This is a genomic window from Streptomyces sp. NPDC004658, assembly GCF_040609555.1.
GTDB lineage: Bacteria > Actinomycetota > Actinomycetes > Streptomycetales > Streptomycetaceae > Streptomyces.
In genome coordinates, this window is the sequence record NZ_JBEXKG010000054.1 from 1 (window position 1) to 21,831 (window position 21,831).

The window sequence follows — 21,831 nt, forward strand, 5'->3', positions numbered from 1 at the left end:
GCGGCGAGCGCGGAGACGGCGGCCGTGGCCGCGTCGCGCTCGCGGGCCGGCGGGGGCGCCCCCTGCGGTCCGGCGAGGACCCGCCCGAGGAACCGCTTGCGGGAGGCGGCGACCAGCAGCGGGTGGCCGAGGGCGCGCAGCCGGTCGAGGTGGGCGAGGAGGGCGAGGTCGTGTTCGGCCTCCTTGGAGAAGCCGAGGCCCGGGTCGACGACGATGCGGTCCGGGGCGATGCCGCCCGCCAGAACGGCCTCCACGCGCGCGTGCAGTTCGTCCACGACCTCCCCGACGACGTCCTCGTAGACGCCCCTGACATTGCCGCCCTCGAGGAAGCCGCGCCAGTGCATGACGACGAAGGGGGCGCCCGCGTCGGCGACCACCGGGATCATCGCGGGGTCGGCGAGGCCGCCGCTGACGTCGTTGACGAGGGCGGCGCCGGCCGCGAGGGCCTGTTCGGCGACGGAGGCGCGCATGGTGTCGACGGAGACGACGACGCCCTCGGAGGCCAGGCCGCGCACCACGGGGACGACCCGCCGCAGCTCCTCGGCCTCGTCCACGCGTGTGGCACCGGGGCGGGTGGACTCGCCGCCGACGTCGACCAGGTCCGCGCCCTCGGCGACCAGATCCAGGCCGTGTTTGACGGCGGCGGTCGTGTCGAACCAGCGGCCGCCGTCGGAGAAGGAGTCGGGGGTCACGTTCACGACCCCCATGACCGCGCAGCGGTCCCATGCCGGAAGGCCGGCGACTCGGCCGCGCCCGCTGAGGTTGTTCATACGTTCAGCGTAGGCCCAGGGCCGTGCCGGAACGCGTCGCGGCCCGGGCGGCAGCCCCGTGCTGGAGGGGGTGGGGCTTCCGCCCGGGCCGGTCCTGGTGCCGTACCGCTCGGCGTGTCGCGGCTCGGTCGGCAGGTGGGCGGCTCACGCCGCTCGGACGTCCCGTTCGGTCACCGCGTGCGCGCACGGGCGCTGGGCCGTCGACCGGCGCCGGCGCAGGAAGCGCGGCAGTGGCACGGCGAGGTTGACGAAGCCCTCCGCCTGCATGGCGGCGAAGCCGATGCGGGGCAGGTCGGCGGAGGCCCGGTAGACCACGAACCGCGGCTCCCAGCGCGGCTGGAACTTGGCGTTGAACTTGTACAGCGACTCGATCTGGAACCAGCGCGAGAGGAACACCAGCAGCCCGCGCCAGGCGCGCAGCACCGGACCGGCGCCGATCTTCTCGCCGCGCGCGAGGGCGGAGCGGAACATCGCGAAGTTCAGCGACACCCGGGTGATGCCGAGCCTCGGGGCGGCCTGGAGGGCGGCGACGATCAGCAGTTCGTTCATGCCCGGGTCGGCGCTGCGGTCGCGGCGCATCAGGTCCAGCGACACCCCGTCCTTGCCCCACGGCACGAAGTGGAGGATCGCCTTCAGGTCGCCGTACTCACCCGGCGTGTCGTCCTGTTTGTGGGCGGTGGCGATCAGGCAGTCGCCGTCGGCCGGGTCGCCGATGCGGCCGAGCGCCATGGAGAAGCCGCGCTCGGTGTCGGTGCCGCGCCAGTCCTCCGCCGCCCGGCGGATCCGTTCCAGCTCGGCCTCGCCGACGTCACGGATGCGCCGTACCCGCGTTTCGTAGCCGGCCCGCTCGATGCGCTTGACCATCTGGCGCACGTTGCGCATCGCGCGTCCGGCGAGCGAGAAATCCGCCACGTCCACCACCGCCTCGTCACCCAGTTCCAGGGCGTCCAGGCCGGTCTCACGGGTCCACACCTCGCCGCCCGTCTCCGAACAGCCCATGACCGCGGGCGTCCAGGAGTGGGCCCTGGCCTCGTCCATGAAGCGCTCGATGGCACCCGGCCAGGCCTCGACGTCGCCGATCGGGTCGCCGCTGGCGAGCATGACGCCGGACACGACCCGGTAGGTGACCGCGGCCTTGCCGCTCGGCGAGAACACCACGGCCTTGTCGCGGCGCAGCGCGAAGTGGCCGAGCGAGTCGCGCCCGCCGTGCTTGGCCAGCAGCGCCCGCAGTTTGACCTCGTCCTCCTCGGTGAGGCGGGCGGCCGGGTGCTCCGGGCGGAAGGCCAGGTAGATCGTGGTGACGGCGGTGATCCAGCCGAGGGCGCCGAGGGAGAAGGCGACCGTCCAGGACGTGTTGCCCTGGTAGTCGACCGGGCCCTCGAAGCCGACCAGGCCGTAGATGACGTGCGTCAGCCGGTCGGCGAGGCTCGGATCGCCGATCGTCCGGTGCGGGTGGACGCTGACGATGACCAGACCGAGGGCGAGGGAGCCGGCGCTCATGAGCACGAAGTTGGCGAGCGCCCGCCACCTGCTGCGCGGATCGGGCAGGGCGGCGAACTGGTCCCGGTGGCGTAGCAGCGGCACCAGCAGCGCGACCGCGATCAGCATGCCCGCCAGCGAGTGGCGGTACGCGAACTGCGCCACCGCACCCGCCGGGAGCAGCGCGACCGCCGCGCGCCATGCCCGGCGCTTGCGCCGCTTCAACCCGTGCGCGAGCAGCAGCAACAGCACACCCGCGCTGAGCGAGAGCGCCGCCGCGAACGGCCCGAAGGAGCCCGGCAGAACCTCCGCCATGGTGTGCATACGGCTGTGACGGAAGCGCGGGAACACACCCGCGGCAATGTCCAGGACGCCCACGAGCGCGGCGGCCCTGCCGACCACAGCGGGAACGGCCTCGGGGCGCGGGCCGCGCAGTATGCGCCGCGCCCGGCTTGATCGGCCCGGAACCCCGCCCGACATTTCCCCATCTATCCTGACAGACATCGCATCCCGTAGTTCTGCGAGAGACCTTGAACCCGGGCCCGATCGGGCATCCGGCGACATTGCGCCCTCTAGGACGGTGTCTCGGGGGGAGAGGTTCACTCCCTACCGGAAAGTCGGGTCAAAGGCCAAGGAAAGCCCCGGGCAAGCCCTCGCAACCTCGCGTGGGCACGACACGGGCGGAAAGCACAGGCAGGAACAGCCCATGGGTCTCACGAGCAACAAAGTGCTGGTGCTGGCGATTCTGGTCGCCGTCGTGCTGTTCATCGGCACGGTCTGGCTGTGGCCGCGCCTCGCCCGTCCGAACTGGCGGGCCGTCAGCGGACGGGTCGGGCTTCTGCTGTTCACGCAGGTGGCCCTCTTCGCCTCCGTCGGGCTCGCCGCCAACCAGGCCTTCGGCTTCTACGCCAGCTGGGCGGACCTGTTCGGCCAGGAGACCGACCAGGGGGTCGTCGTCGACCACTCGGCCAACGGCAGCACCGGCGGCCCGCTCCAGGTCGTCTCCACCTCCGACGTGCCGGGCGTGAGCGCCGCGCGGCCCGAGATGGGCGGGCAGATACAGAAGGTCGACATCGTGGGCCGTACGACCCGCATCGTCACACCGGCGTACGTCTACCTGCCGCCGGAGTACTTCCAGCCGCAGTACCGCACGCGTACGTTCCCCGTGGCGGTCGTGCTGACCGGTTACCCGGGCACCGCGCGGGCGCTGGTGGAGAAGCTGAACTACCCGAGCACGGCGCAGCGGCTGGCCAAGGACGGCCGGGTGCAGCCGATGATCCTGGTGATGCTGCGCCCGACCGTGGCGCCGCCGCGGGACACCGAGTGCGTCGACGTGCCCGGCGGCCCGCAAGCGGAAACGTTTTTCGCCAAGGATCTGCCGGAAGCCGTCCTCGGGCACTACCGGGCCGGCAGGCGACCGGGCAGCTGGGGCGTCGTCGGGGACTCCACGGGCGGCTACTGCGCCCTCAAGCTCGCCATGCACCACCCGAGCGTGTACGCGGCCGGCGCGGGTCTCTCGCCGTACTACACGGCGCCGATCGACCCCACCACCGGTGACCTCTTCCACGGCGACGAGAAACTGCGCGACCGCGCCGACCTGTTCTGGCTGCTGGAGCACGAGAAGGCGCCGGACACCTCGCTGCTCGTCACCAGCAGCAAGGTCGGCGAGCACAACTACAACTCCACCATGAAGTTCATCCAGAAGGTGCAGGCCACGAATCTGACCCGGATCTCGTCGATCATCCTCGGCAGCGGCGGCCACAACTTCAACACCTGGCGGCGCGAGATCCCGCCGACGCTCCAGTGGCTCAGCGGGCGGCTCACCGACCACTGAGCCGCCGTGGCCCTGACGCCCCGTGACGCACGCGGTGTGGCCGTGTTTTTACGGGGCGGGGGCCCACGATTCGCCTACGCGCGGTAAGTTTCTGGCCATGCCACGTGGACGCCACCGCCATTCCCCGCCTCTGCACCGGCTGTTGCCCCCGTCGGCGATCGCCGGCGTCTCCGTCGCCTGCGCGCTGGGTCCCTGGGTGTTCTCCGAGGCCGGCGTGTTGCGCGCGCTGGCCGCGGCGGCCGCCGCGACGGCGGTCGTCGGCGCGGTCGTGATGCGCCGCTGGGACGCGCAGGCCGGCAAGCAGGTCGCCGAACTCACGCGCGCGCGTGCGGGTGACGAGTGGCGGTACGAGGAACGGGTCGCCGAACTGGAGACCGACCTGGAGGAGTCCCGCGAGCTGCGCGCCAAGCTGGAGAAGCGGCTGCGCGCCAAGCGGGCGGAGCTGGCGGGCCTGCGCAACGAGCACGCGGCCCTGCTGCGCCGGTACGCCACGGCGGAGACCGAGCGCGCCAGCGCCCTGGAGGGCCGGCGGCTGCTGGAGCTCGAAGCGGCGGAACCCGAGCCGGCGCCCGCGGCTTCGTCGTCGCCCGCGCTGCCGCCGGCGCGCGGCGCCGAGCCCGCGGTCGCCGCGAGCGCGCAGGCGCCCGGCACCGAGGAGCGGCCCGCGGTGTTCTCGCCCGAGGGCGCTCAGCTCTACCGGCGGGCGCTGACGGCTCTGGCACGGTTCGACCGGGAGGCTCCCGGCAAGACGGAGGCCGGGGTCGAGGCCGACGCCGAGGGGGACGAGCCCGAGGCGGCGGAGGTCCGGGCCGCGCGGCCGGGGTCCGCCGAGCCGGACGGGTCCACCGCCACGGAGCCCACCGAGACCACCGAGGCCACCGAGGCCCGCGACTCCGCCGAGCCCGGTGCCGCGGAGCCCGGTGCCGCGGAGCCCGCCGCCGCGCCGGAGACGTCCGGGCCGCAGGCGCAGCCGGCTCCCGAGGGTGCCGCCGCCGGGGCCGCGGTCGCCAAAGGAGAACCCGCCGCGGACGGTGTGAAGGAGGACGCCGGGACTTCGCCGGCGGCCGAACTCGCGCGTCCCGTGGGCCGCCCGCCCGCCGGGCACTTCACGGTGCCGACCGCGGTGGCCGTCGTACCGGCGGCGCCCGCGCGGCGTCCGGTGATCGAGGGCGGCTTCGACTTCTTCGGCACCCAGAAGGGCGCGCCGAAGGCCACGCTGGACTCCGTGCAGAACGAGGACCTCGCCGACGTCGTCGGGCCCGAGGCGCTCGCCGTGCACAAGGCCGAGTCCGAGGCCGGGTTCAAGGCCGCCGACGCGCGCTCCCGGGGGGTCGGCCAGGTCATCGACCTGACCGCGCACGACGAGACCGAGCAGATCGACGTGGAGGGGCTGCGCAGCGCGGCCTCCTGATCCGACGTCAGCCGAACGCACCGGCCACCGGGCCCGGCCTCCCCACGAGGGGAGCCGGGCCCGAAGCGTCGGTCAGCCGGTGGTCATCCAGCGGTCCGGCAGGGCGTCCCGGCGGCCCGTGCGGGACCTCTCGGCCTGTTCGTCCAGGAGCCGCGCGGCCTCCTGCGCGCCTCGCAGCCGGGCCGTCACGGTCTTGTCGGCGCCGGTGTCCACATGGACGTCGGCGAGCCCCCAGCGGCGCTCCCAGGGCCCCTGGGTGAGCCGTACGCTCTGCACCTTGGCGTGCGGAACGAGCGAGAGCCGGCGGCACAGCAGGCCGCTGCGGGCGGCGAACACCGCGCCGGTGACCGCGAGTCCGTGCCCGCGCCACCACAACGGCAGGCACCACCGGGCCCGGCGCGGCACCCGCGACAGCTCCCGGGGCACGGTCACGCCGGGCAGCACGCGCGCGACGACCGACGCGGCGACCGCGCGCGGGGCGACGGGGACGAGCACGGAGTTGGCGGACCCGGCCACGTCCAGTTCCACCCGCACCCATCCCGGCCACCGCCACAGCAGCGGCTCCACGATCCGTACCGTCTGCACCCGGCCGGGCGGCACCGTCTCGTGCGTACGGTCGAGCAGCCCGTGGTCGATGCGGAGCCCGTCGGGGGACTCGCTCACCGTCCAGTCGAACTCCGTGACGAACCGGCCCACACTGCTCGCGCCGGCCGCGCCGACCAGCGGCAGGGCGGTCCCGACGACCGTCCACAGGCTGTGGGTGACGAGCCACAGCACGGCCGGGAGCACCAGCGCGGCGCACAGTGAGCCCCAGGTGGCGCCCGTCAGCACCAGGGAGCGTGCCAGCTCGCGCGGGGGCACGCGCAGCAGTACACGCGCCGGTGCCTCTCCGACCTCGTGCGCCGTCTCGGGCGCGAAACCCGCCGCGCGCGCGAGGAGTTCCGCGCGCAGGGCGCGCGCCTCCCGCTCGCCCAGGAAGGCCAGCTCGTCCTTGCGCTCGGCGCCGACGACGTCGATCCGCAGCTTCGCGACGCCCGCCATGCGCGCCAGGAGCGGCCGGGAGACGTCCACGGCCTGGATGCGTTCCAGCCGGATGTGCGCGGTGCGCCGGAACAGCAGCCCGGTGCGTATGCGCAGTTCGGTGTCGGTGACCGCGTAGTGCGTGAACCACCAGGACAGGAAGCCGTAGAGGCCGGCCGCCGGCACCAGTACCGCCAGCCCCAGCAGGAGCACGGTGCCGGTCAGCCGCGTGAGCTGCTCCTGCGCGCCGTTCGGGTCGTGCGCGGCCCAGCCGGCCAGCACGGCGAGCGGCGCCCACGCCCGGCGGAAGGGCGTGACCGGGTGCAGCCGGCGCTCGGTGACGGGCGGGCGCGGTGTGCCGCCGGGTATGCCGTCGGTGCCGTCCGGGGTGGTCACAGGCCCGCCGATCGTGCCTCGCCCAGCTCGGTGAGCCGGTCGCGCAGGCGTTCCGCCTCGGCCGGGTCGAGGCCGGGGATGGTCGCGTCGGTCGCGGCGGCGGCCGTGTGCAGCTGCACGGTGGCCAGCCCGAAGCGCCGCTCCAGCGGCCCGGAGGTCACCTCCACCAACTGCATCCTCCCGTACGGCACCACCGTCTCCTCACGCCACAGGACACCGCGGCTGATCAGCAGGTCGTCGGCGCGCTCGGCGTACCGCCACGAGCGCCAGTTGCGCTCCAGCAGCCACCAGCACCCCGCGGCGCAGGCCGGCGGCAGCAGCGCCCAGGCCGCCCACCCCGGCCCCACGAGAAGACCCGGGAGGAGCCCCGCGGCGACCGCCAGCACCACCGTCCACACCACCAGCAGCAGCCGGCGCACCCGCAGCAGCCCGGGCCGCAGCCCGCGCCACACCGGCTGGTCCGTCGCCGCCCCGGTCCCTTCGGGAGTCCCCGTTTCCATGAGCCCAGCGTACGTAGGGGAAACTGGGCCCATGACTCCTACGACGGAGACCACGGTCGGTATCGGCGGCGCGGCGGAGAGCACCGACATGGTGCTCAACATCGGACCGCAGCACCCGTCCACGCACGGGGTGCTGCGGCTCAGGCTCGTGCTGGACGGGGAGCGCATCGTGCGCGCCGAGCCGGTGATCGGCTACATGCACCGGGGCGCCGAGAAGCTCTTCGAGGCGCGCGACTACCGGCAGATCATCGTGCTCGCCAACCGTCACGACTGGCTGTCGGCGTTCTCGAACGAGCTGGGCGTGGTCCTCGCGGTGGAGCGGATGCTCGGCATGGAGGTCCCCGGGCGGGCGGTGTGGACGCGCACGCTGCTCGCCGAGCTGAACCGGGTGCTCAACCACCTGATGTTCCTCGGCTCCTACCCGCTGGAGCTGGGCGGGATCACGCCGGTGTTCTACGCGTTCCGGGAGCGCGAGGTGCTCCAGAACGTCATGGAGGAGGTCTCCGGCGGGCGCATGCACTACATGTTCAACCGCGTCGGCGGCCTCAAGGAGGACCTGCCGGCCGGCTGGACCGCACGCGCGCGCGAGGCCGTCGCCGCCGTGCGCTCGCGCATGGACGTCTTCGACGACCTGGTGCTCGGCAACGAGATCTTCCGGGGCCGCACGCGCGGGGTGGGCGTGCTCGCGCCGGAGACCGTGCACGCCTACGGCGTGAGCGGGCCCATCGCGCGGGCCTCGGGCGTCGACTTCGACCTGCGCCGCGACGAGCCGTACCTGGCCTACGGCGACCTCCAGGACACCCTGAAGGTCGTCACCCGGAGCGAGGGCGACTGCCTCGCGCGGTTCGAGATCCTGCTGGAGCAGACCCACAACGCGCTGGACCTCGCGGACGCCTGCCTGGACCGGCTCGCCGAGCTGCCGCCCGGGCCGATCAACCAGCGGTTGCCGAAGGTGCTGAAGGCGCCCGAGGGGCACACGTACGCGTGGACCGAGAACCCGCTCGGCATCAACGGCTACTACCTGGTCAGCAAGGGCGACAAGACCCCGTACCGGCTGAAGCTGCGCTCGGCCTCGTACAACAACATCCAGGCGCTGACCGAGCTGCTGCCGGGGACGCTCGTGGCGGACATGGTGGCGATCCTGGGGTCGATGTTCTTCGTGGTCGGCGACATCGACAAGTGAGGCTCATGGGTCTCACGGCCTCAGCGGTCTCGTAGGCCTCAGGGGCCTCACCGCCTCACGGCCGGGGCGCGTCCCGCGGGCCCGGCTCCCGCGGGTCCTGCTCCAGGAGGTCCGGCTCCAGGAGGTCCGGCTCCAGGGGGTCCGGGATGCCGACCGGCTGGAGCAGCCAGCCGAAGTCGCCGAGGCCGCCCGGCGCGGTCAGCTCGGCCGCCTCGCCGGCGCTCGCGAGGGCACGCACATAGGCCGGGGGGTCTGTGGAGGCGAGCGCGAGCGGGGGGCGTGCGCCGGTGATGTCGAGGGCGCGTAGAGCAGCGCGTTGCGTGAGCAGACGCGCGCCGGGAAGCTCCCGCGCCGTTTCGCGCATCCCCTGCGCCGTGCGTGGGAGTGTCTGCGCCGCGCACGAGGGCGCAGACGCGGTGCCGGAGGGCGTGCCGGCCGCCGCCGCGCACGCGTCCAGTGCCACGTGGGCCGTGATGTCGCTGGAACCGTCCGGGACAGGGGCCGTCTCGCGGCCCTCGCGGAAGCCGGTGAGGGTGCCGAACGGGGGGCGTGCGTCCACGGTGTGCGCGTAGTCCACGGCCACCGCGAGCCCCCGCACCACCCGGTCCACGGCCGAGGCCCAGGCCCGGTCCCGGGGCAGCCCGATCTCCGCACGCAGCCCCTCCTCGGCCGGCAGCGGCCACCAGCGCGCGAGCCAGTCGGCCGGCGCGCCCGACACGGGCTCCCCGAGCCGTTCGCAGCCGTCCTGCGCGACGAGCACCAGCCGGGGCACGCCCGCGGAGTCCACCTCCACGACGTCCACGGGCACGTTGTCCAGCCACTCGTTGGCGAAGAGCAGCCCGGTGACCGCGTCCGGCATGTCGCTCAGCCAGGTGATCCGTCCGTCCAGGCCGGCCGGGCGGTCGGCGACCTCCACGGCGTACGCCCGCGCGCGTGCGGCCACGTCGGCCGGCAGGGCGGCGAGCACGCCGGCGGCCAGCTCGCCCCGCCCGGCGCCCATGTCGACGAAGTCCAGCACCGGGGGCCGCCCGAGCGCCGCGTCGACCCGGCACAGCAGCCGGGCCACGGCCCGCGCGAACAGCGGGGAGGCGTGCACGGACGTGCGGAAGTGACCCGCCGGGCCCTCCGGGCGCCGGTAGAAGCCGCCGGGCCCGTACAGGGCCGCCTGTGCCGCCTCGCGCCAGCCGCGCGGGCCGGGATTCCCGCTGTTCCGGCGGAAGCCCTCCGCCGTGGTCCCTTCCGTCACCGCACCAGACTAGGCACACCGTTGATCACGGCATCCACCTTGGGGAGTACGCGCGCCGGGCGCGGATCGGCCCTTCGGTTGACCCCTGCACGCATCTGGTTTCCCTACTCTGGGTTACGTGCAGCGCCTCTATGACTTCCTCCGCCGCCACCCGACCTGGGTCGACTGCTTCTGGGCCGTCGTCCTGTTCGGGCTGTCCGCGCTGAGCGTGGTCAATCTCGACCGGGTGCCGGGTCACCACGGCACCATCGCCGGGGGCATCGCCGTGTCCACCGTCCTGTGCGTCGTCGTGGCGCTGCGCCGCCGTTTCCCGGAGCCGATGCTGCTGCTCGCCCTCGTGACCGGGCTGGCCCAGCTGATCCTGGACATCGAGACGACCGTCCCCGACTTCGCCATGCTGGTGATCACCTACACGGTCGCGACGGTCGGCGCGCGCTGGGCCTCACGGCTGGCGCTCGCCGTCAGCCTCTGCGCGGCGACCGTGGCCCAGATCCGCTGGCCGGCCGAGCACGCCAGCTTTCTCGGGCAGGTCGCCATAGCGGTCTTCCAGACGGTGCCCTTCGCCCTCGCCTGGGTGCTCGGCGACTCCATGCGCACCCGGCGGGCCTACTTCGCCCAGTTGGAGGAGCGCGCGGCCCGCCTGGAGAAGGAGCGCGAGGCGCAGGCGAAGGTCGCGGTCGCCGCCGAGCGCGCCCGTATCGCGCGCGAGCTGCACGACGTCGTCGCGCACAACGTGTCGGTGATGGTGGTGCAGGCCGACGGCGCCGCCTACGTCATGGACGCCGCGCCCGACCAGGCGAGGAAGGCCCTGGAGACGATCTCCTCCACCGGCCGTCAGGCCCTCGCCGAGATGCGCCGCCTGCTGGGCGTGCTGCGCACCGGCGAACACCAGGAGACCGGGGAGTACGTCCCGCAGCCCGACGTCGAGCAGATCGACGACCTCGTCGAGCAGTGCCGCAGCTCCGGCCTCCCGGTCGACTTCAAGGTGGAGGGCACCCCGCGGCCGCTGCCCAGCGGCGTGGAGCTGACCGCCTACCGGATCGTGCAGGAGGCGCTCACCAACACCCGCAAGCACGGCGGCCCGGGCGCGGGCGCGAGCGTCCGCCTGGTCTACTTCGACGACGGTCTCGGCCTGCTGGTCGAGGACGACGGCAAGGGCGCCCCGCACGAGCTGTACGAGGAGGGCGGCGCCGACGGGCAGGGCCACGGCCTGATCGGCATGCGCGAGCGCGTCGGCATGGTCGGCGGCACCCTGGACGCCGGGCCGCGCCCGGGCGGAGGATTCCGCATCAGCGCTCTGCTGCCGCTCAAACCGGCGCACTGACCGACCCCTGATCCCGAACGGAAGAGGCCCGATGACGATCCGCGTGATGCTCGTCGACGACCAGGTGCTGCTGCGCACCGGGTTCCGGATGGTGCTCGCCGCCCAGCCGGACATGGAGGTCGTCGCGGAGGCGGGCGACGGCGTCGAGGCCCTCCAGGTGGTGCGGTCCACCCCCGTCGACGTGGTCCTCATGGACGTCCGGATGCCGAAGCTGGACGGCGTGGAGGCAACCCGGCGGATCTGCGCGGAGCCCGACGCGCCCAAGGTCCTCATCCTGACCACGTTCGACCTCGACGAGTACGCCTTCTCCGGGCTCAAGGCGGGCGCCTCCGGCTTCATGCTCAAGGACGTGCCGCCCGGTGATCTCCTCGCCGCCATCCGCGCCGTGCACAGCGGCGACGCGGTCGTCGCACCGTCCACCACCCGGCGCCTGCTGGACCGCTTCGCGCCGATGCTGCCCTCCGCCGGCAAGGGACCCCAGCGCAAGGAGCTGGAACGCCTCACCGAGCGGGAGCGCGAGGTCATGGTGCTGGTCGCGCAGGGCCTGTCCAACGGCGAGATCGCGGCCCGGCTGGTGCTGAGCGAGGCGACCGTGAAGACGCATGTGGGCCGCATCCTGACCAAGCTCGGCCTGCGCGACCGGGTGCAGGTGGTCGTGCTCGCGTACGAGACGGGACTGGTGCGCGCCGGCGGCCACGGCTGACCGCGCCGGCCCGGTCCCGGACCCGCCTCCTCAGCGCAGGACGCCCTCGATGAAGTCGCTGCCCAGCCGGGCCACCGCGGTCAGGTCCAGCTGGTGCTGGACGTACCGGCCGCGGCGGCAGTCGGTGATCAGCCCCGCCTTCTTCAGCACCGTCAGGTGCCGGGATATCTCGGGCGCCGACATGCCGTGCGCGTCGGCCAGTTCGCTGGTGGTGTGCGGGGCGCGCGCCAGGTGCCGGCACAGCCGCATCCGGACCGGGTGGGCCAGCGCCTCCAGCCGGCGCGTGAGCTGCTCGACGGAGGGCGTCTGCGGCCGGGAACCGCTCGCCGGGTACATGATCGAGGGCTGCCAGCCGTACCGGTGCAGGACCATCACGTGCGGCCAGCCGAGGCTGGTCGGCACCAGCACCAGGCCGCCGTCGCCGGTGGCGGTGCGGCCCTCCAGCAGCTTGTCGACCGTGACCAGCCCGGCCTCCGCGTCCAGCGAGACGGCCCCGGACAGGGACGCGAGGGCCTCGCCGAGGCCCTTGCGGCGCAGCAGCTCGGTCTTGTGCCGGGCGTCGGCGGCCAGCTGGGGCTGGACACGGGCCCAGGTGTCGGCGAAGAAGGCGTCGTCGCAGTCGAGCATCAGCTGGCGGAACCAGCCGCGCACGGCCGGCGGATCGGTCAGCAGGCGGCGCGTGAACCGCTCCTGCACGGTGCCGCGCGCTGCGGCCAGTTCCAGGGAGCGGCGGCGCAGCTCCGGGTCGTCGAGCGGGCCGGGCTCCTGGATGTCGTAGCGCAGCTGGCAGGTGAACTCCAGGGCGGCGTTGACGAACTGCTCGTCCGTCAGTTTGTCCAGCTGGTCCAGCTCTTCGGCGAGCGTGGCGCCGGGGAGCGCGCGCCCGCCGGGAAGGCCGGCGAACGGGGCGAAGACGTCCGAGAACGTCATGCGCCACAGGAAGTCCGCCTCGCACAGCCGGTCGGCCAGACAGGGTTCCAGCCGGGAGGAGACGGCGGTCGCCCAGCCCCGCAGCTCCGGGTGGTGCCCGGGCCCGCTGAGCGCGTGCAGCGCCATCCCCAGCTCCGCCAGCGGAGAGGGCACGACGGAGACCCTCTCCAGGGGCAGTCCGGTGATGTCGATGGTCACGCTCATGCCCCCATGGTGCACCGGGCCACTGACAGCGCCCCCGTGGATTGACGGCAGCCGTCAATCCACGGGACATCCGCGCCGGGCGGGGGCAGCGTGGAGGACACCGGGGCAGCCGCGGAGCCCGATCAGTCACCGATCAGCCACGTCCCGAGAAGGCGATCCGCCATGAGCATCACCCAGCAGTACCTCCTCGACAGCTACCGCGCCCGCCTGCGCGGCGAGCCCGAGCCGCCCGCCCCGGGCCGCCACGAACTCGGCCTCGTCCGCGAGGTGCGCGACTACCGGCGCTTTCGCGCGGTGCTCGCCGGACGCCCCGCGCACGGGCGGCTCCGGCGCACCCTGACCCACCGGCTGGGCACCCTGGCCCGCCGGCTGCGCCCCCGCGCCCGCGCCCTCTAGGCCGTGCCGGGCAGGCGGTCCACGAAGTCCCGTACGGCCGCGCGGACGTCGTCCGCCGTCCACTCCAGTCCCGCGGCCCGGACCTCCACCTCCGTGAAGGCGAGGCCGGGCCCGCCGGCGTTCCAGGGGTTCGCGAAGAGCATCACCGAGGTCTCCTCGGCCTGGCGGAGCGCCGCCTCGGCGACCGCCTCCGGCTCGTACGGCAGCCAGACCTGGAACTGGTGGGTGTGCGGTTCCTCCGGGTGGACGCGGGCCCAGGGCACCCCGGCCGCCGCGAAGCCCTCGCGCAGCGCGGCGGCCACCACGCGCGCGTGCCGCACGTACTCGGGCAGCCGGGGCACTTCGCGGTCCAGGCCGACGAGCGCGGACAGGGCGGTGGGGAACTGCTGGAAGATCGTGCCGCCGTACCGGTGCCGCCAGGTCTTCGCCTCCTCCACCAGCGTCCGCGGACCGGCGAGCGCGGCGCCGCCGAAGCCGCCGACGGACTTGTAGAACGACACGTAGACGCTGTCGGCCAGGCCGGCGATCTCCGCCAGCGGACGCCCGAAGTGCTCGGTGCACTCCCACAGGCGCGCGCCGTCGAAGTGCACGACGGCGTCGCGCTCCCGCGCCGCTTCGACGGCCTCGGTCAGCTCCTCCCAGGTGGGCAGCACGAAACCGGCGTCCCTGAGGGGCAGTTCCAGCATCAGCGCCCCGAAGGGCTCTTCCAGGTCGCGTATCTCGGCGGCTGTGGGCAGCCGGTGCTCACCGCCCACCCTGACCGGACGCAACCCGCTGACCTGGCTGAACGCCTGCCGTTCATGCACCTCCGGGTGGGCCAGTGGGTGCAGCGCCACCGTCGGGTTCCCGGTGCGGGCCGCCCAGCAGCGCAGGGCCACCTGCTGGGCCATGGTGCCCGTCGGGAAGAACGCGGCGGCCTCGGTGCCGAGCAGCGCGGCGACCCGCCGCTCCAGGGCGGCCACGATCTCGTCGCCGTAGACGTCCCCGGGCTCGTCCAGGTCGTAGACCTCGGCGCCGGCCTCCAGGAGCAGCGCGAGCCGATCGCGGATCGAGCCCCGCGGGGTCGCGTGCGCCAGGACGCGCCGCGCTCCCAGCTGGGCGGCCCTGCGCCGCTTCCGCGACCGCTCCTGCGCCGACCGTCCGTCGTCCTGCTCAGCCACATCAGTCATGCCGTGGATCATCCCCCGCACGGCCCCCGCACGGCAGCCGGGTTTTTCCCGCGAGGAAGAGCAGGAGGGGACGTGGTGAAACCCACAGCCTGTGGACAACCGGCCGCCGCCCCACCCGATAGCGTTAACATGACGAGAAATCGTCCGGTACCCAGAGCGGACTGGAACGGGAAGGCCGCCGTCGCGTGAGTACAGTCCACCAGCCAGACCTCAAGGACCGCCCCGCGCGGCTCACCGTCGGCGTCGTCGGCGCCGGTCGCGTGGGACCCGCGCTGGCCGCGTCCCTCCAGCTCGCCGGGCACCGCCCGGTGGCCGTCTCCGGAGTCTCCGACACCTCCCGCAGGCGCGCCGAGACCATGCTCCCGGGCGTCCCGCTGGTACCGCCCGCCGAGGTGCTCCAGCGCGCCGACCTGGTGCTGCTCACGGTCCCCGACGACGCCCTGCCCGGCCTGGTCGCCGGCCTCGCCGAGACCGGCGCGGTACGGCCGGGGCAGTTGCTCGTGCACACCTCCGGCCGGTACGGCGCCAAGGTCCTCGACCCGGCCCTGCGCGCGGGCGCGCTGCCGCTGGCCCTGCACCCGGCGATGACCTTCACCGGCACGCCGGTCGACGTCCAGCGGCTCGCGGGCTGCTCCTTCGGCGTCACCGCGCCCGAGGAGCTGCGGCTGGCCGCCGAGGCCCTGGTGATCGAGATGGGCGGTGAACCGGAGTGGATCAGCGAGCAGAACCGCCCGCTGTACCACGCGGCCCTCGCACTCGGCGCCAACCACCTGGTGACCCTGGTCGCCCAGTCCATGGAACTGCTGCGCGCGGCCGGAGTGGCGGCGCCCGACCGGATGCTCGGCCCGCTGCTCGGAGCCGCCCTGGACAACGCCCTGCGCTCCGGTGACGCGGCCCTGACCGGCCCGGTCGCGCGCGGGGACGCCGGTACGGTCGCCGCGCACGTCGCCGAGCTGCGCAGGCACGCCCCGCAGACCGTGGCGGGCTACCTGGCGATGGCCCGCGCGACCGCCGACCGCGCGCTCGCCCACGGCCTGCTGAAGCCGGAACTCGCCGAGGACCTCCTCGGGGTACTCGCCGACGGAGGCCACGCGGGCCGCGGAGGCGAGGGGACCGACGGTACGAACGGCTCCGACGGCACGACCGGCACCGAGGGGAACGACCGATGAGCACCGCCCTGCTGAGCACCGCCGACGAACTGCACGCCCGTGTGCGCCGCGGCCGCCGCGCCGTCGTGATGACCATGGGCGCCCTGCACGAGGGCCACGCGACGCTCATCCGCACCGCGCGGGAGGTCGCCGGCGCCGACGGCGAGGTCGTCGTCACGGTCTTCGTCAACCCGCTGCAGTTCGGCGCGGGCGAGGACCTGGACCGCTACCCGCGCACCCTGGACGCCGATCTCAAGCTCGCCGAGCAGGCGGGCGCGGACGCCGTGTTCGCGCCCTCCGTGGACGAGGTCTACCCGGGCGGCGAACCCCAGGTGCGGGTCTCCGCGGGTCCCATGGGCGAGCGCCTGGAGGGGGCCTCGCGGCCCGGGCACTTCGACGGGATGCTCACCGTCGTCGCCAAGCTGCTGCACCTCACCCGCCCCGACGCCGCCCTGTTCGGCCAGAAGGACGCCCAGCAGCTGGCCCTGATCCGGCGCATGGTGCGGGACCTCGACTTCGGCGTCGACATCGTCGCCGTACCGACCGTCCGCGAGGAGGACGGGCTCGCCCTGTCCAGCCGCAACCGCTACCTCTCGCCGGACGAGCGCCGCACCGCCCTCGCGCTGTCCCGCGCGCTGTTCGCCGGCCGGGACCGGCACGCGGCACAGGAGGCGCTGCGCGCACGGGCCCGGGAAGTGCCCTCCACGCACGCGCGTGCCGAGGCGCTGAGCGCCATAGGCGAGTCCCGCGCGGCGGCCGACGCGCACGCGGTGGCCACCGCCGCGCCCGCCGGCCCGGCGGCCGTCCGCGCCGCCGCCCGCCAGGTCCTGGACGAGGCCGCCCGCTTCGACCCGCCGCTCCGGCTGGACTACCTGGCGCTGGTCGACCCCGCCGACTTCACCGAGATCGGCGACGACTTCACCGGCGAGGCCGTCCTCGCCGTCGCGGCCCGGGTCGGTACGGCCCGGCTGATCGACAATCTTCCTCTCACCTTCGGAGCCGCCTCGTGACCAGCACAGGCATACGACTGCACGCACCCGCCCCCGGGTGGAGCATCTCCGCGGACGTGGTCGTCGTCGGCTCCGGAGTGGCCGGCCTCACCGCGGCGCTGCGCTGCGAGGCCGCCGGGCTCACCACGGTCGTCGTCACCAAGGCCCGCCTGGACGACGGCTCCACGCGCTGGGCGCAGGGCGGCATCGCCGCGGCCCTCGGCGAGGGTGACACCCCCGAGCAGCACCTGGAGGACACCCTGGTGGCCGGCGCGGGCCTGTGCGACGAGGAGGCCGTGCGGATCCTCGTCACCGAAGGCCCCGGCGCCGTGCGGCGGCTGATCTCCACCGGCGCCCACTTCGACACCGACGACGAGGGCGACATCCACCTCACCCGCGAGGGCGGCCACCACCGGCGCCGGATCGCGCACGCGGGTGGCGACGCGACCGGCGCGGAGGTCTCCCGGGCGCTCGTGGAGGCCGTACGCGCGCGTGGGCTGCGCACCATCGAGAACGCGCTGGTCCTGGACCTGCTGACGGACGCCGAAGGCCGTACGGCCGGGGTCACCCTGCATGTGATGGGCGAGGGCCAGCACGACGGCGTGGGTGCCGTGCACGCCCCCGCCGTGGTCCTCGCGACCGGCGGCATGGGCCAGGTGTTCTCGGCGACGACCAACCCGTCCGTGTCGACCGGCGACGGCGTGGCGCTGGCGCTGCGCGCGGGCGCCGAGGTCAGCGACCTGGAGTTCGTGCAGTTCCACCCGACCGTGCTGTTCCTCGGCGCGGACGCCGAGGGCCAGCAGCCGCTCGTCTCCGAGGCGGTGCGCGGCGAGGGCGCGTACCTGGTCGACGGGGACGGCGTGCGCTTCATGGTGGGCCAGCACGAGCTGGCCGAACTGGCGCCCCGGGACATCGTCGCCAAGGGCATCTTGCGCCGGATGCTGGAGCAGGGTGCCGAGCACATGTACCTCGACGCCCGGCACTTCGGCGCCGACATGTGGGAGCACCGCTTCCCGACCATCCTGGCCGCCTGCCGCGCCAACGGCATCGACCCCGTCACCGAGCCCATCCCGATCGCCCCGGCCGCCCACTACGCCTCCGGCGGCGTCCGCACGGACGCGCGGGGACGCACCACGGTCCCGGGCCTGTACGCGTGCGGCGAGGTCGCCTGCACCGGCGTGCACGGCGCCAACCGGCTCGCCTCCAACTCCCTCCTCGAAGGCCTGGTCTACGCCGAGCGGATCGCCGCCGACATCGCCGCCGCCCGCGCGGCGGACGGCCTCCACGCGCGCGTGCCCGTGCCGGTCCCCGACCCCGAGAGGCCGGCCCACCCGCTGCTCACCCCCGAGACCCGGTTCGCCATCCAGCGGACCATGACGGAGGGCGCGGGCGTGCTGCGCTCCGAGGAGTCCCTCGCCAGGGCCGCCGACCAGCTCCAGAAGCTGCACGCCGAGGCCCGGGGCGCGCTGGAGGAGAACGGCAAGACCGCCGAGCCCGGCGTGGACACCTGGGAGGCGACGAACCTCCTGTGCGTGGCCCGGGTCCTGGTCGCCGCCGCCCGGCTGCGCGAGGAGACCCGCGGCTGCCACTGGCGCGAGGACCGCGCCGAGCGCGACGACGCGAACTGGCGGCGGCACATCGTCGTACGGCTCAATCCGGACCGGTCGCTGGCCGTACGCACCACCGACACCGCAGACTTCCCCCCTGTCCGGTAACACCAGCGCCCCAGGAGCAGTGACAGACGTGAGCACCGACGACCTTCCCCTCGCCTCGACCGGCGGCTGCGGCGACGGCTGCACCTGCGGCGCCGAGGGCGACGAGGAGTACCTGGAGTGCGGGCTGGACCCCGCGCTCGCCGAACTGCTGGCCGCTGCCGGACTGGACCCGATCGAGGTCGAGGACATCGCCAACGTCGCCATCCAGGAGGACCTGGCCGGCGGTGTGGACGTGACGACCGTGTCGACCATCCCCGAGGACGCGGTGGCCACCGCCGACTTCACCGCGCGCGAGGCGGGTGTCGTGGCCGGCCTCCGAGTCGCCGAGGCCGTGCTCTCCGTGGTCTGCACGGACGAGTTCGAGGTCGAGCGGCACGTGGAGGACGGCGACCGCGTCGAGGCCGGGCAGAAGCTGCTGTCGGTCACCACGCGCACGCGTGACCTGCTCACCGCCGAGCGCAGCGCGCTGAACCTCCTGTGCCGGCTGTCCGGCATCGCGACCGCCACGCGCGCGTGGGCGGACGCACTGGAGGGCACCAAGGCGCGCGTGCGGGACACCCGCAAGACGACGCCGGGCCTTCGCTCGCTGGAGAAGTTCGCCGTCCGCTGCGGCGGGGGCGTCAACCACCGCATGTCGCTGTCCGACGCGGCCCTGGTGAAGGACAACCACGTGGTCGCCGCCGGCGGTGTCGCCCAGGCCTTCAAGGCGGTACGGGACGCCTTCCCGGACGTGCCGATCGAGGTCGAGGTCGACACCCTGCACCAGCTGCGCGAGGTCGTGGACGCGGGCGCCGACCTGATCCTGCTGGACAACTTCACGCCCGGCGAGTGCGAGGAGGCCGTCGGCATCGTCGGCGGGCGGGCGCTGCTGGAGGCGTCCGGGCGGCTGACCCTCGCCAACGCGCGCGCGTATGCCGGGACCGGCGTGGACTTCCTGGCCGTCGGCGCGCTGACCCACTCCTCGCCGATCCTGGACATCGGCCTGGACCTGCGCGAGGCGGAGTGACGCCATGCTCCTCACGATCGACGTCGGCAACACGCACACCGTCCTCGGGCTGTTCGACGGCGAGGACATCGTCGAGCACTGGCGCATCTCCACGGACGCGCGCCGCACGGCGGACGAGCTGGCGGTGCTGCTCCAGGGCCTGATGGGCATGCACCCGCTGCTCGGCGAGGAGCTGGGCGACGGCATCGACGGCATCGCGATCTGCGCGACCGTCCCGTCGGTGCTGCACGAGCTGCGCGAGGTCACCCGGCGGTACTACGGCGACGTACCCGCCGTCCTGGTCGAGCCGGGCGTGAAGACGGGCGTGCCGATCCTCACCGACAACCCCAAGGAGGTCGGCGCCGACCGGATCATCAACGCCGTCGCGGCCGTGGAGCTGTACGGCGGCCCGGCGATCGTCGTGGACTTCGGTACGGCGACCACCTTCGACGCGGTCTCCGCGCGCGGGGAGTACGTCGGCGGGGTGATCGCGCCCGGCATCGAGATCTCCGTGGAGGCGCTCGGCGTGAAGGGCGCACAGCTGCGCAAGATCGAGGTGGCCCGGCCGCGCAGCGTGATCGGCAAGAACACGGTCGAGGCGATGCAGGCGGGCATCGTGTACGGGTTCGCCGGGCAGGTCGACGGGGTCGTCAGCCGGATGGCCCGGGAGCTGGCCGACGATCCGGACGACGTGACGGTGATCGCCACGGGCGGTCTGGCGCCGATGGTGCTGGGGGAGTCCTCGGTGATCGACGAACACCAGCCGTGGCTGACCCTGATAGGCCTCCGCCTGGTCTACGAACGAAACGTGTCCCGCCTGTGACAGGGGCCCGGCGCCCACCCAGGCGCCGGGCCCTCCCAGCAGCGACGACTCTCACCGGGGCCCGGACCGGCCCCGCCCGGCGACAGCCCACGGGGCCTCTGGCAGCCGCGCCCGGCGGCCTTGGGACCCCACCGGTTCCGGCGAACCGCAGCGGCCCGCCGGGCGGCAGTGCCGAACCCCGACCGCAGACGCCGACGGCTCGACCCGCCGACGTCCCTGACCGCGCCGATGGAATGCGCGGCCGGCCGGGAACGCCGCCGGCCTGGCCGTCAGCGGCCCCGCCGATGACGCCCCGGCCCGCCGGGCCACACCACCGGTCTGCCTTGGCGACCCTGCCGGCGTTGTCGGCCAGTCAGTGGCGCCGGCCGCAGACGCCGACGGCTCGACCCGCCGGCGTTCTGACCGCGCCGATGGAATGCGCGGCCGGCCGGAAACGCCGCCGCCCTCGCCGTCAGCGCCCCGCCGATCACGCCCCGGCCCGGCGGACGCCGTGGCTGGTGGAACCGGACGAGGGAAAGCCGGAGCGACACGCGGGGAAATACATTCCGGATTCGTCACTTTTGTCCGATTAGTGGGTAGCGTCGCCGCATGCCCACGCCATACGGATCCCGCGGCGGCATGGCGTTCGGCGTGGAGGAGCTGCGTGTGCTCCGCCGCGCCCTCGCCCTCGCCCTTCACCCCGGCCACGCCTCCGCCGAGGACGTGCAGGACTGTTTCCGGCTCGCCGAGTCGCTCGACGAGGCGATGTGCGAGGGGGCCAGACTGCGTGCCTTCCTGGTGGCCGACCTGGGCCGCTACCGGGCCGCCCTGCCGGGTACCGCCGCCGGCTACCTCACCCTTCTGGAGGAGGTCCTCGGAGCCGGGCACCGGCCGACGCCGGACGATCTCGCCGCGCTCCGGGCACTGCGCGGGAACCCCGTGGCGGCTGCGCTGCTGGACCGCTGTCAGGCGCTGGCCGAGCAGGACGTACGGGCGCGGTTCGCGCAGGGCGGGCGGAAGGTGCCGGCGCCGGCCGTGCCGCCCGCCAGGACGCGCCTGCTGGCCCTTGCCGGCGGCGTGGGGGAGTCCGGGGCCCGGCAGGGCGAAGGGGAGGCCGACAGCCCGTCCAGGCCCCCGCAGGAGCCCGCTCGGGAGCCCGGGGGGAAGCCGGCGCCCGGCCCCTCGGAGCGGCCGGCTCCGGAACCGGCCGAGCCGAAGCGGCCCATCCCGACGCCGGGAGAGGTCTTCCCGCGCCGCAAGCCGGCACCCCCGGCGGAGTCCGCACCGCGCCGGCTCGCCGCGGGTTAGGGACGCCCCCTGACCTTTCGGGCGTTCCGGCCTGGCTACTCTGGAGCCATGGACTACGTCTCCGCGCTCGTGCCGCCGGTCGTCATGGCCGTCTTCTTCATCGGTGTGGTCAGGGTGATCGTGAAGACCCAGGGCGGGGCCGCCAAGGCCAAGGAGGACGCGGCCGTCGACGCCGCCCTCGCCCGCATGGAGGGCGCCCCCAAGGCCTCCGCCGGCGGCGACGCCTGAGCGCACTGCGCCCGAGCACCCCGGATCAGCGCAGATCAGCAGGCCCGGCCGGCCCCGGCCGGGCCTTGGCGTACGACTCCCCGCGCCCCGG

20 protein-coding genes are annotated in these 21,831 nt (G+C 74.2%); 13 read left to right on the plus strand and 7 right to left on the minus strand.

Features of this window, described 5'->3' with window-relative positions; translation table 11 throughout:
- Together folP and ABZV94_RS19955 are read right to left on the minus strand one after the other, a co-directional pair.
- Nucleotides 1-770: dihydropteroate synthase (gene folP / locus ABZV94_RS19950; protein WP_356341842.1), on the minus strand; the 770-nt coding region annotated here is incomplete at its 3' end.
- A gap of 144 nt (nucleotides 771-914) precedes the next feature.
- Nucleotides 915-2,729, minus strand: a complete 1,815-nt coding sequence (locus ABZV94_RS19955; protein ID WP_356341845.1) for a phosphatidylglycerol lysyltransferase domain-containing protein — start codon at nucleotides 2,727-2,729, stop codon at nucleotides 915-917.
- Between the two features lie 226 nt (nucleotides 2,730-2,955).
- On the opposite strand from ABZV94_RS19955, the gene ABZV94_RS19960 reads away from it, so the two are divergent.
- The gene (locus tag ABZV94_RS19960; RefSeq protein ID WP_356341848.1) at nucleotides 2,956-4,083 is read left to right on the plus strand and encodes an alpha/beta hydrolase-fold protein; all 1,128 of its coding nucleotides are present in this window, start codon (nucleotides 2,956-2,958) and stop codon (nucleotides 4,081-4,083) included.
- A gap of 97 nt (nucleotides 4,084-4,180) precedes the next feature.
- On the plus strand, nucleotides 4,181-5,494 hold the full coding sequence (locus ABZV94_RS19965; protein WP_356341850.1) for a hypothetical protein: 1,314 nt from the start codon (nucleotides 4,181-4,183) through the stop codon (nucleotides 5,492-5,494).
- Nucleotides 5,495-5,566: 72 nt separating this feature from the next.
- Here the strand turns inward: ABZV94_RS19965 and ABZV94_RS19970 are convergent, their stop codons facing one another.
- Together ABZV94_RS19970 and ABZV94_RS19975 are read right to left on the minus strand one after the other, a co-directional pair.
- On the minus strand, nucleotides 5,567-6,910 hold the full coding sequence (locus tag ABZV94_RS19970) for a PH domain-containing protein (RefSeq protein WP_356341852.1): 1,344 nt from the start codon (nucleotides 6,908-6,910) through the stop codon (nucleotides 5,567-5,569).
- Nucleotides 6,907-7,410 (minus strand): PH domain-containing protein, encoded by a 504-nt coding sequence (locus ABZV94_RS19975; RefSeq protein WP_356341855.1) that lies wholly within the window; start codon nucleotides 7,408-7,410, stop codon nucleotides 6,907-6,909. Before ABZV94_RS19975 ends, ABZV94_RS19970 begins: the two co-directional genes overlap by 4 nt.
- A 31-nt stretch (nucleotides 7,411-7,441) precedes the next feature.
- Between ABZV94_RS19975 and ABZV94_RS19980 the strand changes: the two genes are divergently transcribed.
- Nucleotides 7,442-8,593, plus strand: coding sequence for an NADH-quinone oxidoreductase subunit D (locus tag ABZV94_RS19980; protein WP_356341857.1), 1,152 nt, complete (start codon nucleotides 7,442-7,444; stop codon nucleotides 8,591-8,593).
- 55 nt (nucleotides 8,594-8,648) lie between these two features.
- On the opposite strand, the gene ABZV94_RS19985 is transcribed toward ABZV94_RS19980, so the two are convergent.
- A complete protein-coding gene (locus tag ABZV94_RS19985; protein ID WP_356341860.1) occupies nucleotides 8,649-9,839 on the minus strand; it encodes an SAM-dependent methyltransferase in 1,191 nt (396 codons plus the stop codon).
- Nucleotides 9,840-9,957: 118 nt separating this feature from the next.
- Here ABZV94_RS19985 and ABZV94_RS19990 point away from each other — a divergent pair, with 118 nt between their 5' ends.
- Nucleotides 9,958-11,163, plus strand: a complete 1,206-nt coding sequence (locus ABZV94_RS19990) for a sensor histidine kinase (RefSeq protein ID WP_356341862.1) — start codon at nucleotides 9,958-9,960, stop codon at nucleotides 11,161-11,163.
- Nucleotides 11,164-11,194: 31 nt separating this feature from the next.
- Nucleotides 11,195-11,866 carry a response regulator transcription factor gene (locus ABZV94_RS19995; protein ID WP_356341864.1) on the plus strand — a complete coding sequence of 224 codons (672 nt, stop codon included), beginning with the start codon at nucleotides 11,195-11,197 and terminating at the stop codon, nucleotides 11,864-11,866.
- Between the two features lie 30 nt (nucleotides 11,867-11,896).
- Here the strand turns inward: ABZV94_RS19995 and ABZV94_RS20000 are convergent, their stop codons facing one another.
- Nucleotides 11,897-13,000 (minus strand): DUF5937 family protein, encoded by a 1,104-nt coding sequence (locus ABZV94_RS20000; RefSeq protein WP_356341866.1) that lies wholly within the window; start codon nucleotides 12,998-13,000, stop codon nucleotides 11,897-11,899.
- 162 nt (nucleotides 13,001-13,162) lie between these two features.
- Here ABZV94_RS20000 and ABZV94_RS20005 point away from each other — a divergent pair, with 162 nt between their 5' ends.
- Entirely contained in the window at nucleotides 13,163-13,396 is a 234-nt protein-coding gene (locus ABZV94_RS20005; protein WP_356341869.1) for a hypothetical protein, read from the plus strand.
- Here ABZV94_RS20005 and ABZV94_RS20010 read toward each other — a convergent pair.
- Nucleotides 13,393-14,565: a beta-eliminating lyase-related protein gene (locus ABZV94_RS20010; protein ID WP_356341871.1), complete on the minus strand. Its 1,173-nt coding sequence runs from the start codon at nucleotides 14,563-14,565 to the stop codon at nucleotides 13,393-13,395. The two genes, ABZV94_RS20005 and ABZV94_RS20010, sit on opposite strands and share 4 nt — an antisense overlap.
- A 185-nt stretch (nucleotides 14,566-14,750) precedes the next feature.
- On the opposite strand from ABZV94_RS20010, the gene ABZV94_RS20015 reads away from it, so the two are divergent.
- The 7 genes from ABZV94_RS20015 (at nucleotide 14,751) to ABZV94_RS20045 (ending at nucleotide 21,740) form a co-directional block, all read left to right on the plus strand.
- A complete protein-coding gene (locus ABZV94_RS20015) occupies nucleotides 14,751-15,734 on the plus strand; it encodes a DUF2520 domain-containing protein (protein ID WP_356341873.1) in 984 nt (327 codons plus the stop codon).
- Nucleotides 15,731-16,723, plus strand: coding sequence for a pantoate--beta-alanine ligase (panC, locus tag ABZV94_RS20020; protein WP_356341875.1), 993 nt, complete (start codon nucleotides 15,731-15,733; stop codon nucleotides 16,721-16,723). Before ABZV94_RS20015 ends, panC begins: the two co-directional genes overlap by 4 nt.
- A complete protein-coding gene (locus ABZV94_RS20025) occupies nucleotides 16,720-18,417 on the plus strand; it encodes an L-aspartate oxidase (protein WP_356341878.1) in 1,698 nt (565 codons plus the stop codon). Before panC ends, ABZV94_RS20025 begins: the two co-directional genes overlap by 4 nt.
- 28 nt (nucleotides 18,418-18,445) lie before the next feature.
- Complete coding sequence (gene nadC / locus ABZV94_RS20030) at nucleotides 18,446-19,423, plus strand: carboxylating nicotinate-nucleotide diphosphorylase (RefSeq protein ID WP_356341880.1); 978 nt, start codon at nucleotides 18,446-18,448, stop codon at nucleotides 19,421-19,423.
- Nucleotides 19,424-19,427: 4 nt separating this feature from the next.
- The gene (locus tag ABZV94_RS20035) at nucleotides 19,428-20,225 is read left to right on the plus strand and encodes a type III pantothenate kinase (RefSeq protein WP_030651508.1); all 798 of its coding nucleotides are present in this window, start codon (nucleotides 19,428-19,430) and stop codon (nucleotides 20,223-20,225) included.
- 618 nt (nucleotides 20,226-20,843) lie between these two features.
- Nucleotides 20,844-21,512, plus strand: a complete 669-nt coding sequence (locus ABZV94_RS20040; protein ID WP_356341934.1) for a hypothetical protein — start codon at nucleotides 20,844-20,846, stop codon at nucleotides 21,510-21,512.
- Between the two features lie 48 nt (nucleotides 21,513-21,560).
- Nucleotides 21,561-21,740 carry a hypothetical protein gene (locus tag ABZV94_RS20045; RefSeq protein WP_356341883.1) on the plus strand — a complete coding sequence of 60 codons (180 nt, stop codon included), beginning with the start codon at nucleotides 21,561-21,563 and terminating at the stop codon, nucleotides 21,738-21,740.
- The last annotated feature ends 91 nt before the right edge of the window (nucleotides 21,741-21,831 follow it).